19 protein-coding genes are annotated in these 14568 nt (G+C 65.3%); 6 read left to right on the forward strand and 13 right to left on the reverse strand.

Features of this window, described 5'->3' with window-relative positions:
• Nucleotides 1-72: 72 nt before the first annotated feature.
• From IC50_RS32460 to mgtE, 4 genes are all read right to left on the reverse strand, one after another.
• Nucleotides 73-993, reverse strand: a complete 921-nt coding sequence (locus IC50_RS32460) for a hypothetical protein (RefSeq protein ID WP_035715068.1) — start codon at nucleotides 991-993, stop codon at nucleotides 73-75.
• A 49-nt stretch (nucleotides 994-1042) separates the two neighbouring features.
• Nucleotides 1043-1861 (reverse strand): aldo/keto reductase, encoded by an 819-nt coding sequence (locus tag IC50_RS32465; protein WP_035715071.1) that lies wholly within the window; start codon nucleotides 1859-1861, stop codon nucleotides 1043-1045.
• Nucleotides 1862-1981: 120 nt separating this feature from the next.
• Complete coding sequence (locus IC50_RS32470; protein ID WP_035715074.1) at nucleotides 1982-2284, reverse strand: helix-turn-helix domain-containing protein; 303 nt, start codon at nucleotides 2282-2284, stop codon at nucleotides 1982-1984.
• A gap of 212 nt (nucleotides 2285-2496) precedes the next feature.
• On the reverse strand, nucleotides 2497-3918 hold the full coding sequence (mgtE, locus tag IC50_RS32475; protein WP_035715076.1) for a magnesium transporter: 1422 nt from the start codon (nucleotides 3916-3918) through the stop codon (nucleotides 2497-2499).
• A gap of 83 nt (nucleotides 3919-4001) precedes the next feature.
• Here mgtE and IC50_RS32480 point away from each other — a divergent pair, with 83 nt between their 5' ends.
• Together IC50_RS32480 and IC50_RS32485 are read left to right on the forward strand one after the other, a co-directional pair.
• Entirely contained in the window at nucleotides 4002-4808 is an 807-nt protein-coding gene (locus IC50_RS32480; RefSeq protein WP_085974088.1) for a polysaccharide deacetylase family protein, read from the forward strand.
• 161 nt (nucleotides 4809-4969) lie between these two features.
• On the forward strand, nucleotides 4970-6241 hold the full coding sequence (locus tag IC50_RS32485) for a polysaccharide deacetylase family protein (protein WP_035715082.1): 1272 nt from the start codon (nucleotides 4970-4972) through the stop codon (nucleotides 6239-6241).
• Between the two features lie 4 nt (nucleotides 6242-6245).
• On the opposite strand, the gene IC50_RS32490 is transcribed toward IC50_RS32485, so the two are convergent.
• On the reverse strand, nucleotides 6246-6620 hold the full coding sequence (locus tag IC50_RS32490; RefSeq protein WP_035715085.1) for a hypothetical protein: 375 nt from the start codon (nucleotides 6618-6620) through the stop codon (nucleotides 6246-6248).
• 286 nt (nucleotides 6621-6906) lie between these two features.
• Here IC50_RS32490 and IC50_RS42120 point away from each other — a divergent pair, with 286 nt between their 5' ends.
• Nucleotides 6907-7164: a hypothetical protein gene (locus tag IC50_RS42120; protein ID WP_035715087.1), complete on the forward strand. Its 258-nt coding sequence runs from the start codon at nucleotides 6907-6909 to the stop codon at nucleotides 7162-7164.
• 26 nt (nucleotides 7165-7190) lie between these two features.
• Here IC50_RS42120 and IC50_RS32500 read toward each other — a convergent pair whose 3' ends face one another.
• From IC50_RS32500 to IC50_RS32510, 3 genes are read right to left on the reverse strand one after another with little or no spacing between them, the layout of a single operon-like run.
• Nucleotides 7191-7580, reverse strand: coding sequence for an ABC transporter substrate-binding protein (locus IC50_RS32500; protein ID WP_271522730.1), 390 nt, complete (start codon nucleotides 7578-7580; stop codon nucleotides 7191-7193).
• Complete coding sequence (locus IC50_RS32505) at nucleotides 7531-7719, reverse strand: hypothetical protein (protein WP_035715090.1); 189 nt, start codon at nucleotides 7717-7719, stop codon at nucleotides 7531-7533. Before IC50_RS32505 ends, IC50_RS32500 begins: the two co-directional genes overlap by 50 nt.
• Before the next feature lie 12 nt (nucleotides 7720-7731).
• A complete protein-coding gene (locus tag IC50_RS32510; RefSeq protein WP_035715092.1) occupies nucleotides 7732-8061 on the reverse strand; it encodes a four-helix bundle copper-binding protein in 330 nt (109 codons plus the stop codon).
• Between the two features lie 389 nt (nucleotides 8062-8450).
• Here IC50_RS32510 and IC50_RS32515 point away from each other — a divergent pair, with 389 nt between their 5' ends.
• The gene (locus IC50_RS32515) at nucleotides 8451-8738 is read left to right on the forward strand and encodes a hypothetical protein (RefSeq protein ID WP_035715094.1); all 288 of its coding nucleotides are present in this window, start codon (nucleotides 8451-8453) and stop codon (nucleotides 8736-8738) included.
• 200 nt (nucleotides 8739-8938) lie between these two features.
• Here the strand turns inward: IC50_RS32515 and IC50_RS32520 are convergent, their stop codons facing one another.
• Both IC50_RS32520 and IC50_RS32525 read right to left on the reverse strand, forming a co-directional pair.
• On the reverse strand, nucleotides 8939-9547 hold the full coding sequence (locus IC50_RS32520) for a cysteine hydrolase family protein (RefSeq protein WP_035715096.1): 609 nt from the start codon (nucleotides 9545-9547) through the stop codon (nucleotides 8939-8941).
• 160 nt (nucleotides 9548-9707) lie between these two features.
• Nucleotides 9708-9917: a hypothetical protein gene (locus tag IC50_RS32525; protein ID WP_035715098.1), complete on the reverse strand. Its 210-nt coding sequence runs from the start codon at nucleotides 9915-9917 to the stop codon at nucleotides 9708-9710.
• 114 nt (nucleotides 9918-10031) lie between these two features.
• Between IC50_RS32525 and IC50_RS32530 the strand changes: the two genes are divergently transcribed.
• Complete coding sequence (locus IC50_RS32530; protein ID WP_035715100.1) at nucleotides 10032-10334, forward strand: PadR family transcriptional regulator; 303 nt, start codon at nucleotides 10032-10034, stop codon at nucleotides 10332-10334.
• 9 nt (nucleotides 10335-10343) lie between these two features.
• Here IC50_RS32530 and IC50_RS32535 read toward each other — a convergent pair whose 3' ends face one another.
• Nucleotides 10344-11681, reverse strand: a complete 1338-nt coding sequence (locus IC50_RS32535; protein ID WP_244429695.1) for a multicopper oxidase family protein — start codon at nucleotides 11679-11681, stop codon at nucleotides 10344-10346.
• 290 nt (nucleotides 11682-11971) lie between these two features.
• On the opposite strand from IC50_RS32535, the gene chrA reads away from it, so the two are divergent.
• Nucleotides 11972-13186 carry a chromate efflux transporter gene (chrA, locus tag IC50_RS32540; RefSeq protein ID WP_050991165.1) on the forward strand — a complete coding sequence of 405 codons (1215 nt, stop codon included), beginning with the start codon at nucleotides 11972-11974 and terminating at the stop codon, nucleotides 13184-13186.
• A 131-nt stretch (nucleotides 13187-13317) separates the two neighbouring features.
• On the opposite strand, the gene IC50_RS32545 is transcribed toward chrA, so the two are convergent.
• The gene (locus IC50_RS32545; protein ID WP_035715103.1) at nucleotides 13318-14355 is read right to left on the reverse strand and encodes a tagatose 1,6-diphosphate aldolase; all 1038 of its coding nucleotides are present in this window, start codon (nucleotides 14353-14355) and stop codon (nucleotides 13318-13320) included.
• Nucleotides 14352-14568, reverse strand: a 217-nt coding sequence (locus IC50_RS32550) for a PfkB family carbohydrate kinase (RefSeq protein WP_035715106.1), incomplete at its 5' end; no start/stop codon positions are given. The genes IC50_RS32545 and IC50_RS32550, both read right to left, overlap by 4 nt.

The raw sequence follows: 14568 nt of genomic DNA on the forward strand, positions 1-14568 counted from the left end.
AATTTCGGTAAAGCGGAATATTTTCGCGCCTGCGGGTTGACAGCTCGGCGACACAGCCCGGGCTACGGGGGGTTACCCGCCGAAATCCCGCGGACTGAACGGCAAGTCCAGCACCTTCCATTCCCTGTACTTGTCGGCCGGCAGCATCTTGTACGGCTGGCAGTTCTGGAGCGCGCTCATTGCGGACTTGACGATGGCCACGCCCTTTGCGGACGGCGGAGCCTCGATCAGGATCGGTTCGCGCGCCAGCGTGCCGTCGGTGGCGAACACCGCGCGCAGCTTGACATTGACGTTGTCGGTCGGCGCGACCCCGGCCGGCAGCCTGGCGCAGCTCCGCAAATGGCGGCGAAGCTCGGCGATGACTTCGGGCGGAAGCCCGGCTGCGATCGAATCCTTGGCATCGCCGCCATCGTCCTTGGGGGCATCTTTCGGCAGCTCCGGCGGCAATTCAGGCGGCAGGCCCAGCATGACGCCGTACTTGACGGTGACGTCCGGCTCCGGAGCCTGATAGGCCGGCGGCGGCGCAGCCTGAGGCTGCGGCATCGCCTGAGGTGGCGGCTGGGACTGCGGCTGCTGCTGCAGCGGTTGCTGAGGCTGCGGTTGCACGCCGGCCTCGCGCTGCTTCGACGCCTGCGAGGGTTGCGGCTGTTTCTGCTGTGGCTCAGGCGAGGCCTGTGGTGATGGCGATGGTGCAGCAGCCTGCTGCCTGGCCGCGGGCTCCGGCGCTGAGTCCGTCTTGTCGGTGACATCCAGCTTCGGCAGCTTCAGGTCGGGGAGCGACTCCGGCGGCTTCTCCTTCTCCTCGGCCTTCTCGTCCGCTTTGGCCTCTTCCTGCCTCACCTGCTCCGGCGTGACAATGTCCACCGCAACGGTCTCGGGCGGCGCGGCATGGAACGGGCGGACTTCGCTGACCAGGATGATCAGCGCCACCAGCATCAGATGCGCGATCGCCGACGCCGCAATGTCCGTCCGTATGATCTTCCGCAGTTCCATCGACCGATCTTGGGTTGCCGCCGCGGTCCTAGCATAACGGAAGTCCCTCTCAATCCCATTTCGGAGCGAAGCCGAAGTCGGTCAGGCGTCCCCTGGGATTGGCGAGCGCGGCGATCCGGCTCATCTCGTCCTCCGACAGCTCGAAATCGAGGATCTCGATGTTCTCCGACAGGCGCTCGACGCGCGAGGTGCGCGGGATCGCAGCGACATTCTGCTGCACCAGCCAGCGCAGGCAGACCTGCGCCGGCGTCTTGCGATGGGCACGGCCGATCTCCACGAGCGTCTGGTCGGACTTGACGCGGCCCTTGGCGATCGGGCTGTAGGCGACCAGCGCGAGGCCGTGCCGTTCGCACGCCGCCCTCACCTTCGCCTGATCGAGATAGGGGTGATATTCGACCTGGTTGCAGACGAGCGGCTCCGCCGACAGCGCGACCGCCTGCTCGATCAGCGCCACCGTGAAATTGGAGACGCCGATGTGGCGGGTCAGCCCCATCTGCCTGGCATGCGACAGCGCGCCCAGCGTCTCCGCCAGCGGTACGTGGGGATTGGGCCAGTGCAGCAGCAACAGATCAACGGAGGGAAGCCGCAACCGGGCCAGGCTCTCCTTGACCGAGCGTTCGAGATCGTGGGGCGCGAAATGGTTGGTCCAGACCTTGGTGGTGAGGAAGACGTCGTCGCGGCGCACGCCGGAGGCGCGCAAGCCGTCGCCGACCTCGCGCTCATTGTCGTAGACCTGTGCGGTGTCGATGTGGCGATAGCCGAGCCGCAGCGCCTGCTCGACCACGCGCGCGGCAGGCCTCCCGCTCAGCTCCCAGGTTCCGAGCCCGATCGCCGGGATTCTTGCGCCATTGGCCTCGACGAACAGCATGAGGAATCCTCTCTGTTGCGGCAGCCCGAAATGTCACTATGGACCCGGCCGATGATGCTGCCAACGGAAGCCGCAACGACCGGGCCGAATATTCAATGCAAGACTAACGAGAGGTGTGCATCAGACCTTGGCGAGCGCCTGAAACACCGTGTCCGGGGCATGCGCGATCACCGCGAGCAGCGCGCGGGCCGGCCCCCGTGGCGCGCGCTTGCCCTGCTCCCAGTTGCGGATGGTCTCGACGGGGACGCCGAGCTTGGCGGCGAACTCCATCTGGGTCAGGCAGGCGCGGCGGCGCAAATCGCGCACCGCGGGCGGACCGGCCTCGACCGGCGTGTCATTGGCCGCCGGCTGGACCGGAAATTCCTGCCCATCCCGCAATTCGACGATCCGTCCGTCCGCCTTCAGCCGCAACCGCATGCCGATTCCCCCAAGCGCAGGCGATGATGCGGCAGGTCGCTTAAGTTCGGATTAAAGATGGTCTCGTGCCCCGGACGCTGCGCAGCGCCTCTTCGGCGGTGCGCTGCAGAGCCGGGGCCCATATCGCCACAGTGTCGTGCCGCTCTATGGGTCCCGGTTCTGCGCAGCAACGCGAAGGGGCGTTGCAGCGCGCCCGGGACACGAGAGCGAGGGCGCCCCTATCTCAGCCCGAACCACAGGGTCGCAATGCCGAGGAAGGAGAAGAAGCCGACAACATCGGTCACGGTGGTCACGAAGGTGCCCGACGCCACCGCCGGGTCGGCCCGCACGCGCTCCAGCGCCATCGGGATCAGGATGCCGCCGAGCGCGCCGGCGACCAGGTTGCAGATGATGGCGAGGCCGATGACGATGCCGAGGCCCGGGATCTTGAACCAGGCCACCGCGGCGATGCCCGTGATCACGGCGAAGGCGAGACCGTTGACGAGGCCGACCAGCGTCTCGCGCAGCACCACGCGCCAGGCGTTGAAGGAGCCGAGCTCGCGGGTGGCGAGCGCCCGCACCGCCACGGTCATGGTCTGGGTTGCGGCATTGCCGCCCTGGCTCGCCACGATCGGCGCCAGCACCGCGAGCGCCACCATTTTTTCCAGCTGGCCCTCGAACAGGCCGAGCACGGAGGACGCCAGAAAGGCGGTGGCGAGATTCACCAGCAGCCAGTTGAAGCGGCCGCGCGCAATCGTCAGGAAGGTGTCCGACAGTTCTTCGTCGCTGGTGACGCCGCCGAGCGCCTTGAGGTCCTCTTCCGCCTCCTCCTCGATGACGTCGACGACATCGTCGACGGTGATGACGCCGACAAGGCGGTCCTGGGTGTCGAGCACGGGTGCGGCGACGAGATTGTACTTGCCGAACATGTGCGCCACCTCCTCCTGGTCCTCCAGGACGGAGACGCGGCGGCGGTCCTCGTCGGTCAGCTCGGTCAGCGCCACCGGCCGGCGCGTGCGCAAGAGCACGTCGAGCGGCACGGCGCCCTGCCAGTGCTGGTCCTTGTCGACGACGTAGATCTCGTAGAAGCGGTCGGGCAGATCCGGCGTCTCGCGCATGTAGTCGATCGCCTGGCCCACGGTGAAATCCTGGGGCACGGCGATGAACTCGGTCTGCATCCGGCGACCGGCGGAATTCTCCGGATAGAGCAGGCTGCGCTCGAGCGCGACACGCTCCTTGAGCGGCAGCTTTTCGAGGATTTCCTCCTGTTCCTCGGCGTCGAGGGTTTCCAGCAGTTCGACCGCGTCGTCGGATTCGAGTTCGCGGACGCCCTCGGCGACCGTCTCCGGCGGCAGCTCCTCGAGGATCTCCTCGCGGACGGCCTCGTCGACCTCGTTCAGGGCCGAAAAGTCAAAGTCGCGGCCCGTGAGCTCGACCAGGCGGACGCGGTCCTCGGGCTCCAGGGCCCCGATCAGATCGCCCAGATCGGCCTCGTGCAGTTCCGCGACGCAGCCACGCAGCGCCGCACTGTCGCCGGCCTCGATCGCACGGGCAATTTCTTCGACGAATTCATGACGAATTTCGCCGTTTTCATTGCGCATCGGTACGTGGTCGAGTACCGAATCCGAGGCGGATGGGGCACCGTCCATATGTTCATCCATGGCGCGCCTCGCCGTTTGACAGGTTGGAACGAGTGGTCTGAGCTGATGGTTCAGGCAATACCCACAAGGCAACTCAGGGCGCAATGACAAAGATGCTTCGATTGAAATGGACATCGATGACGGCGGGCGCGATCGTTGCGGCCCTCACCGGCATTGCCTCGACCCATGCCGCCGAGTGCCCGCGCAAGGATGCGCTCGGCACTTCGCGCATCCTGACCGTCGACGCCAAGACGTATCCGCGCGTCGGCTTGAAGAGCTTTCCCCAGACGCTGCCGCTGGCGGATCACGAGGTCGTGCTGACCTTCGACGACGGGCCGTTCGCGCCGACGACGTCGAAGGTGCTGGCGGCGCTGGCGCAGGAATGCGTGCGCGCGACCTTCTTCCTGATCGGCCAGCACGCCGCCGAGTATCCCGACATGGTCAAGCGCATCGCCCGCGAGGGCCACACCGTCGGCCACCACACCTGGTCGCATCCGTTCATGGCGCATATCCCGTTCGACAAGGCGATGGCCGACCTCGATCGCGGCATCGCTGCCGACGAGATGGCGCTGCGCGGCACCTCGACGACGACACCCTCGACCCCGTTTTTCCGCTTTCCCTATTTCGAGTCGACGCAAGCAGAACTCGACCTGCTCCAGTCGCGCGGCATCGTCGTGTTCGGGGCCGATCTCTGGGCGAGCGATTGGGAGGAGATCACGCCGGAGCAGGAATTGAAGCTCGTCACCGAACGCCTGGCGGCGAGCGGCAAGGGCATCATCCTCTTCCACGACAACAAGGTGCGCACGGCCGCCATGATGCCGGCCTTCCTGCGGTATCTGAGGGAGAACGGCTATCGCGTGGTCCACGTCGTACCGGCGGGCACGTCGCAGAAGAACGCCGATGCGCGTTGATGCCGGAATGTCACGCCGGCGCAAAATGGGGTGATCCCGGCCCTATTAACACTCTGTTCATGCTAGCCCATGCAAAGATGGCGGGGGTGTTGCACCTGAACCATTTTGCGGTGTCTCCGACCTACCAAGGAGGCAATCGCGCATGAGGGCAGACCGGGTTCATGATCGGAAGTAGCCTTGTTTTGCGGACGCGATCGTGGATCGTCCTCTGTCTGGGCATGCTGATCGTCGGTTCGCCGGCCGCGCTTGCGGCCGACTGTCCCGGCCACCCGGACGCCCTCGGCACCTCCCGTACCCTCGTGGTCGATCCGCGCGAGCATCCGCTGATCGGCACCATGCAGTACCGCGAGACGTTGCCGCTGAAGGACCATGAGGTCGTCCTGACCTTCGACGACGGTCCACTGCCGAAATATTCCAACCAGGTGCTTCAGATCCTCGCCGACGAGTGCATCAAGGCGACCTTCTTCATCATCGGCAGCCAGGCCAAGGCCAATCCGGAAGGCGTGCGCAAGCTGGTCGCGGCGGGCCACACCGTCGGCACACACAGCATGGACCACCCGCTGACCTTCGACCGGATGCCGATCGAAAAGGCCGAGGCCGAGATCAACGGCGGAATCGCGTGGACCTCGGCCGCGATGACCGATCCGTCCCAGCTCGCCCCGTTCTTCCGCATTCCCGGCCTGATGCGCGCCGAGGGCGTCGAGAACTATCTGATCTCGCGCGGCATCCAGGTCTGGAGCGCCGATTTCCCCGCCGACGACTGGCGGCATGTGTCGTCCGACCGCGTCTACCAGCTCGCGATCCAGCGGCTTGAGGCCAAGGGCAAGGGTATCCTGCTGCTGCACGACATCCAGGCCCGCACGGTGGCGGCGCTGCCGAGGATCATCCGCGACCTCAAGGCGCGCGGCTATCGCATCGTGCATGTGGTGCCCGCGACCGCCGAACGGCCGGCGACGCCGACCGCGACGGTGGAATGGCTGCTGCATCCGCCGACCGAGACGACGCCGATCGCGCGCTGGCCACGCGTGCCGAATTTCGCGTTCACGCAGACCCGGACGCTGCCGGCGCCCGCTCTTGCCGACCTCAATGCGCAGGCCGAGCATCAGCCGCTGCTGCCGCTGCGGACCATGGCGCAGGCCAATGTCGCGGCTACCCTGCCCGTGCCCGGCCGCGCGCTCTTTGCGATCCCGGAAGGCTCGGTCGAGGTGCTGCTGTCGACGACCTTGTCGCGGCGTGCCGCGACGCGGCTGGCAATTGCGGCCGAGCCGCCCCGGGCCGCGGCAAAGGACAAGGCCGCAAAGGGCAAGGCCGGCAAGGCGCACGCTCACCGGACCGCGCATGCGGCGCCTGCCGCGCTCAGGCATGCCGCGCAGGCCAAGAGCGCGACGCCCCGCCCGACCCGCGTTGCGACCAGCGTGAAGAAGCGCGCCTGAGCGGTTATTGCCGCATGATGGCGGCGACGCAGAGCAGCACGATCAGCGCCAGGAAAAACAGGTCCATATAGGACTTGAGTTCGCCGTCGCGCCGCAGCCGCGCAACGTCGGCGACGACCTGCTTGCGCGCCGAGGTTCCGCCCGCACCGTCATTGATCGGAGCCTGAAGGCGCCTGGTCTCGGCCTCCAGCTTCTCGATCTTCTGGTAGAAGTAGAACGCGCGCAGCGTCGAGGCCGCGCGCATGGCGGCATAGACCAGCACCAGGATCGCCAGGATCGCCCGGTTCGGATACTTCTCCATGAAGTTCAGGCTGAAATAGACCATCGCCAGGAAGGCGAAATTGGTGAGGAAGCGGTAGACGAAGCTGAGAAAGGCCATGCTGGCTCGAACCTTGAGGGATCGCGCAATCGGATTGTTGCGCGTGCGGGATCACGAGGCCGACCGGAGCAGCCGGCCTGGATGCCGTGCAGGCCGGTCTACGCCGAGTTTATTTCAACAAAGATACGATCGCCCCGCGCCCGCCGCCTTTTAGCCACACGCGGCCATAATGCAACCCGACGCACGGCGCCGATCTGCCTCGACGCCGGCAGCCGCAACGGCTCAATGGCGATTTGGCCGAAGTCGCGATAGACTGGGGACCTGCCTCCACATCCGGGGTCTGCCGATGCCGAAGAAGGGAATCACGGGCCACGACGACTGGGTTCTGACCGAGGCGCTCGCGACCGCCCTGGTCGCACTGGAGCAGCTCGAACCGAAGCACCAGCCGAACGCGCATATGGACGACATCCGCAAGTTGCTCGCCAACGGCAAGGAGCCGGCGGCGGTGAGCCTGCACCTCGCCCAGGCCAAATGCCGCCTGTTTCCCGAGCTCGACCCGCTGGAGATCTACCGGGAATACGGCATCGGCGAGGAGTACGGCTGAAGGCTGCTTTAAGAGGGCGCGATGCGCTAGTTCTGCGGCGTCTTCAGCAGCGGGCGTTCGCTCTGGCTCAGGGGATGATGAGCGTCCTCGGCACGGATTGTCTCGACGACGTTATAGTAGTCCCAGGGGGCTTTCACGTCCGCAGGCTTGTTGACTTCGACGAGATGGAAATCGTGCACCAGCTTGTTGTCAGCGCGCAGCCGCGCGCCCGGCGCATGGAAATCGTCGACGGGCATTGACCGTATCTTCTCAAGGACAGCATTGGTGTCATCCGTGCCCACGGCAGCCGCGGCCCGCAGATATTGCAGGACGGCCGAATAGAGCGGCGCTGCGCCCGGATTGCGCGAGAGGTGCGGAGGACCGGGCTTAAGGCCCGCCCGCGACAGAGCCCGCGACCGCCATGACCAGCGCGCCAAGGTCGATGTTGCCGTTGACGGTCAGCTCCTCGGAACTTTGTGCGTCCCCCGCGCCCTGGATCTTCAGCGATTGCGGCCGCTCGGCGGCCTGGCGCTGCAACTCACCGACGATTGCCTCCTTGAGTTTTTCTTCCAGCATGGGCCTTCTCTCTCAGGCCGCCATCGCGCGACAGGATTGGGCGCAGGAGCGGCACATCGCGACGCATTCGTCCATGCCGCCGATTCGCTCGCAATCCTCGGCGCATTCGTTGCAGATTTCGGCGCACTCACCGCAGGTATGCTTGTGATGCGGCGTGTTGATCAGCATGAAATGCGCGGCGGTCCGGCACATCTCGGCGCAGGCCATCATCAGGCGGAAGTGCTTCGGCTCGACATGCTTGCCGCCGGTCTCGAGGCAATGGTTCATCGCCGTGCCGAGGCATGTGCGGTAGCAGCTCATGCAGAGGTCGATGCAGCGGGTCATGTCTTCGGACTGGACCATCCGTTCTCTCCATTGCGTGCCCCGCCTCTGTCGACCAAAGCGGAGCAACGCGCTTCGTTCCAGGATCCGGTCGATTGTGACGGGACCGGCTCAAGAAGGCGCGGCGGCAGGCTGTTGTGGATCGTGCAGGCGCAATTGCGGCGTGGGCGAACGCGACCGCGAGCTGGTGCAGGTCGGTGAGGACCTCGCCGACGCCGTAGAGCCCGTCGATCGACGTGCCGAGGTCGTCGACCCTCAGATAATCATCCCCGCTCCTTGGAGCGTTTGGGTCTGTTTCCTGCGGTTACGTTTCGCGGTCATGCGCAGGATACAATCGCGCCTCCGACGCAGTTCCGCCGGAACAGAACTGCTGATTCGCATGTTCAAGAACGACTTGAAGGAGGATCATCATGGCAAAAGCAGCATGGAAACGGCCGGGCTCGCCGATCGGCCGCAAGGGACCGCGCAAGGCAAATCCCGCCTACAAGCGCCGCGCACGGCAGCCCTGGACGCCCGCGGACGTCAGCAAGCTGAAGCAACTTGCGAAAGGCAACACGCCAACCGGCGTGATGAGCATCAAGCTTCAGCGCCCGGTCGCAGCCATCCGCAGCAAGGCCCAGCGCGAAGGCATTTCGCTAAGGCCCGTCAATCGCTCACCCTACAACCGGCGAACCAAAGCCGCGAAGAAGGGGCGTTGACGACGCATATTGCCGGGCCGACGCAATCCATTGCGGCGACTGTAGGCCGGGTGACCGCAGCCACTTTTCCGAGACCCCGTTTCCGCCTGACGCGCCTTGCGTAACCTGTCCTCGCGCGCCGCACCGGGCGGAAGCAGGCTGGCTTGTTCGCGCAGACGCCGCGCTTCGGCGGCCAGCCGAGCCTCCAGAGTCTCGATTTGCTACTCCCGCCAGAATTCGGCCAGCTCTTCCGCTGTCACTAGGTCGACCTGGCCGTGAAAGCGGGTGCGATACATCGTCATGAGCGCATCGTGCCCGACGTCGGACGAACTGCACAGCGCGTCCTCGACGATGACAATCCTGAAGCCGAGATCGATAGCGCTCAGGGCAGTCGAGAGCACGCAGACGTCCGTCTCTGCGCCCGATATCACGACGGTACCGACCTTCTTTTCCACCAGCAGGCTCGCGAGGCCGGGATTGCTGAAGGCCGAATAGGCCGGCTTGTCGATGACGGCAGCCGGCGGAACGAAGCGGTTCAAGGCCGGCACAAGCTCAAGAGCGGATGGCGGCAGATTCCTGCGGGTCGCCTGGTGCCAGCGGCGAAAATAGCTCTGCCACTGCCCCGGGCGATCTTCCGGATCCTGCGGAGTGATGAAGCGGGTGAAGATCGTCCGGTCCTGATGGCGCGCAACGATCGAGGCAATCGTAGGCAGAACCCGTTCCATCCAGGGCGTCGCCCACAGACCGCCGGAAGCGAAAATGTTCTGCATGTCGACGCAGAGGTGAACGGCGTCCCTGATGTCGGCAACGTCCGAGGCGCTGTTCCTCATCGTCCTCCCTCCGCGACCATACGGCCTCATCCAGCATTCGGGGCGCTCGCTTTCCGCATGACGCATTGTCCGGTTGCAAGACCCGCACCCACAAACCCGAGATGCCATCGTCCAGCACGGTGTTCAACGCGAAGCCATACTGATCGCGGAGCCCCGCCGATCAGCGCCAGGCTTTCTCGTTCTTCTGTTCGTAATCCTTGAAAGCCTTCTCAAGCCCGCTGAGGACTTCGGCGGACGTCTCGAACATCGCTCTCAACTGCGGTTCGTCGACCTTCTGGATGTCTTCGCGCAGATGGTTCCGGATCTCCTGAAGCGCCTTCTGCATCTTCTGCGTATGGTGCCGGGGATCGCGATCTGCCGCACTTGCCATGGTCAGTCTCCTCGCTGTTAATGTGGCTGCGCCGGACGCAGGAGCGCCCGGCGGGAACGGAGTCAACGGACCGCCGAGGGCGTCGTTCCAATTACGAAATTCGATAAAGAAGACATGAAATACAAGGACTTGCTCACGGGATTCATCAGGCTGCACATTCTGCACCACGCCGCGGAACATGAAATTTACGGCCAGTGGATGATCGAGGAGCTGGCTCGACACGGCTACAAGCTCAGCCCCGGGACGCTCTACCCGCTGCTTCATGGCATGGAGCGGAAAGGCTATCTGCGGTCGCGCAAAGAGCATCCCGGACGAACCGCTCGCACCCTCTATCGGGCGACACCGCTCGGAAAACGCGGACTCGCGTTGGCCAAGTCGCGGGTCCTCGAGTTCACCGGCGAGGCCATCAGGAAATAGCCGATCGCATCATGCATACGTGATCAGCCCGGCGAAGCCTTCGTCCATGTGGTCTTGATGATGGCAGTGGAAGAAGGTCGGTCCGGGGTCGTCGGCGATGAAATCGACCTCGGCCGTCGAGTATCTGGGCATGCTGATCGTGTCCTTGATCACCCCGGCGGTCGGCTTGTCTCCCACCTTCGTGATCTCGAACGAGTGGCGATGCAGGTGCACGGGATGCTCGTCGCCGCTGTTGTTGTTCAATACCAGGCGGTACCGCCTGCCCTTGACGACGGTGAAGAGCGGATTCGTGTCCGGCCAGGATCTTCCGTTGATGGTCCAGCGATTGTAGCCACCTCTCCCGCCCGGGATCTTCTCGAACTTCAGTCCGATCGTCTCGTCGGGCGCTGCGGCCGGTACGTCGGAGCGCCCGAACGCGGTGTAGTCCCATCTGGATTTCGCGGGCGCCGACCAGGCTGGCTCGCCGCCGCGGCCGGCGTATTCGACGACCACGCCCATTCCCATGTTGCGGTCCCCATCCTCCGTCGAGCCGAAGACCCAGACGCCGGGATTGTTCATCTCCACGATCACGTCGGCGCGCTCGGCGACGTCGAGTTTCAGGATTTCGACGGTCGCGGTGGTCGGGACCGGATTGCCGTCGAGCGCCAGCACCTTGAAACGATGTCCCGGCAGCGCGAGCGTGATGCCCATATTGCCGCTCGCGTTGAGCACCCGGAACAGCACGCGCTCGCCTTCGCGCACCCGGATCGGCTCTCCGTGGCCGAGCATGCGATCGCCGAGGGTCGCTGCGCGATACATGACCTCCAGTCCGTTGTCGGGCGGCGGGCCTGCCTTGATGTCCTGCATGCTGACCCAGTGACCCTCCCAGTGGTGCGCGGCGAGCAGCACCTCCCGGTCATAGCCGCCGGGATCGCCGGCGGCGGGCTCCACGATGAGGAATCCGAACTCGCCCGTATAGGTGCTCTTGTTGAGATCGGTCATCGCCATCGCGTGGCTGTGATACCAGCGGGTCCCAGAGGGTTTCGCGAAATATTCGTAGGTCAATGATTTGCCGGGCTCGATGATCGGCGAGCCTTCTTCCGTCGATCCATCCTGCCGCGAAGGGATCATCAGGCCGTGCGAATGAATCAGATTGGGATAGCCGGAATCGTTGGTGACTTCGATCCGGACCGGCTGGCCCTCCCTGACCCGCAGCGCGGGCCCGGGAACGGCTCCGTTGTAGGCCGTGGTCTTGATGATTTTTCCGGGCGCGATCTCGAGCGAGATCGGCGCGATCCTGATCTTGTAGTCGGCCGTCTCCTTCGACAACGCCTGGGCGTGAACGAGCGGGAGGGTCTTGGCGGTCATGAGCGAGAATGCACCGGCCCGCGCGCCGCGAAGCAGAGTTCGCCGGCTGATGAGCGACCGAGGGGTGTCTCCACGTCGATCAATCGTCGTCATCGCTCTGACCTCCTTCGGCTGGCCTTGAGTAACACCGGTCGATTGCCCCGCAACAGCCGGACGAGCAACCTCCGCCAACAAAAGAAGTTGAGTTGGCAAGCTCGCATTATCTGGAACCGACGGGAGAACGGATCTTTTATCGAAATTCGATAACCGCTAGAACGATCTCGGAACGATGCGGGGTCGAAGGAAAAGTCATGACCGATGACGCGATCGAGGCGAACAAGAGCGCCACCTCGCCTGCCGAAGTGCTCCTGATCTTCCTCAAATTGGGGCTGACCTGCTTCGGCGGTCCGATCGCCCACATCGGCTACTTCCGCGACGAGTTCGTCCTGCGGCGGAAGTGGATCGACGAGCATGCCTTCGCCGATCTCGTCGGCCTATGCCAATTCCTGCCCGGCCCCGCCAGCAGCCAGGTCGGCTTCTCGATCGGATTGATGCGGGCCGGCTACCTCGGCGCCCTCGCCGCCTGGACAGGCTTCACCCTTCCTTCGGCGGCTGTCCTCGTCCTCTTCGCCTACGGCGCGGGCACGCTCAGCGGCCCGGCCGGCACCGGCCTGCTGCACGGACTGAAGCTGACCGCCGTCGCCATCGTGGCGCAGGCCGTCTGGGGCATGGCACGAAATCTCTGTCCAGACCGCGAACGCGCATCGATCGCGGTCGTGGCCGCGCTGATCATCCTCTTCAGCACGGCTTCGATCGCCCAGATCGGCGCGATCGTTCTCGGCGGCCTCGCCGGTCTGTGGCTGTGCCGCAGCGAGGCGCCGGCGCCGTCCGGACACGTTGAAATCCGGGTGTCGCGGACCGTGGGCCTGATCACTCTCGGGATGTTCTTCGTCCTGCTGGCGGGGCTGCCGGCGCTGCGCAGCATGACGGGATCCACCGGCGTCTCCCTGTTCGACGCGTTCTACCGCTCCGGCGCGCTTGTCTTCGGCGGTGGCCACGTCGTGCTACCGCTGCTGCGCGAGGCCTTCGTCGCCCCGGGCTGGTTGAGCGACGATGCGTTCCTTGCCGGCTACGGCGCCGCCCAGGCGGTGCCGGGCCCGCTCTTCACCTTCGCGGCCTACCTCGGCACGGTGGTCTCTCCGGAGCCGCACGGGCTCGCCGGCGCGGCGCTCGGCCTCATCGGCATCTTCCTGCCCGGGATCCTGGTCCTGCTCGGCACTCTGCCGTTCTGGGACTCGTTCCGGAAGCGCGCCGGCGCCCAGGCCATGATGCGGGGCGTCAACGCCGCGGTGGTCGGCGTGCTGGGCGCTGCGCTGTACGATCCGGTGTGGACGACGACCGTGCATTCGCCACGCGACTTCGGCATCGCTCTTGTCGGCTTCGTCCTGCTGGTCGCCTGGCGCGCCCCTCCGCTCGTCGTCGTCGCCTTCAGCGCTGCTGCGGGCATGGCGATGACGCTCGTTTGAGTTCAGGCAAACGCCGTCCGGCCGAGGCCAATGACAGCGATAGCCTGAACGCCTCGGTCGAACGGATGGTGAGGCTCTCAGTCATGTTGCGGACCTGCGGTCGAGATGACCACGCGGAAACCGCTGCTATTTCAGTAGGCGCGCGCGAAGTCACCTTCCTGCTTGATATCGGTGAATACCGGAAAGCGCGCCCTCCAGGGCGTGCCCTTGGCCGTGGTCAGCTGATTGAGCTTTTCGAGCACTCCGAGGCCATCCCTGCGTAGGCTGGCCGAGACCGCCGCGCGGTCCGGGAAGTTTTTCAGCACGGCGTCGAGCCAGATGGTGCGACCCGCCAGGAAACCGCTTGCGCCTGCTGCATAGGAGTAGTCGAGGACGCGCTCGAATTTTTCGGGCGCGGCGCCGCCCGACAGCAGCACCCAGGGAATGCTCCGCTCGCGGCAAATGTCGCCGATCGCATCGAACTCGTTCTGTGCGGCCTTGGCTTCCGCGCTACCGTCGCGGGCCGGCAGGCTGTTGGCCGCAAGCGGGCTCTCCAGCTTGAGCAGATCGACACCGTATTCGGGCCTGGCAAACTCGCGCACGCTGTCGATGACGAGGCCGGGAAGCTTGCCGGGCGATTCCACGTAGTCGGCGGTGTGGTTGGCGCTGCCGAGGAACGGATAGACCAGCAGCTCGAGGACATAGGGAATGTCGTGCCGGGCACAATCCTCGCCGATCTCCCGGACGAAGCGCTTCTGGTGTTCGTTCACCGCAGGATCGGCGTCCGGCCGGTACCACGCCAGCACCTTGACGGCGTCTCCGCCCATGGCGCGGATCTTTTCCACGCTCCAGTTGGTGATCGCCCGGGACTTGCGGCCTCCGGCGGTCTCCTCGACGCGGTGCTCCTCGAGGGTCATGATGAGGCCACAACGCGGCGGCAGCAGGTCGATCGCGGCGGGCACCGCGAAGTTCGGATCGAAAAGCATCGAGCTGCAATGCGGGGCGAGGTTCTCGACGAGGAGACGCTTGGCCGCGGTCACGTCGGAATATGCGACCTGATCGCGCGTGATCCCCTTCGCCTTTGCAATGGCATCGAACAGCGGCGGCCGCTGATCCAGCGCGACCATGCGAAAGTGGCCGTCCGCGTCGGCAAGCCTCGCCAGGCCGCGGTTCTTTCCAATCGTTCTCATGGCTTCGTCCTCATGAATGCAAGACACTCGTTGATATCAGGGATTCCGTTCCGCCCCCCGGCGTGACGGCATTTCATCGCGGCCGTGGCCGCCGAAAACGCCATGGCCGCAGGCACATCGAGCCCGGCGCCGATCGCCAGCGCATAGGCCCCGTGAAAGACGTCGCCGGCGCCCGTGGTGTCCAGGACGTCGACGGCATAGGCCGCCTGCCGG

Origin of the sequence: Bradyrhizobium genomosp. I (2014) (assembly GCF_000261685.1) — a bacterium.
In the GTDB taxonomy this organism is placed as follows: domain Bacteria; phylum Pseudomonadota; class Alphaproteobacteria; order Rhizobiales; family Xanthobacteraceae; genus Bradyrhizobium.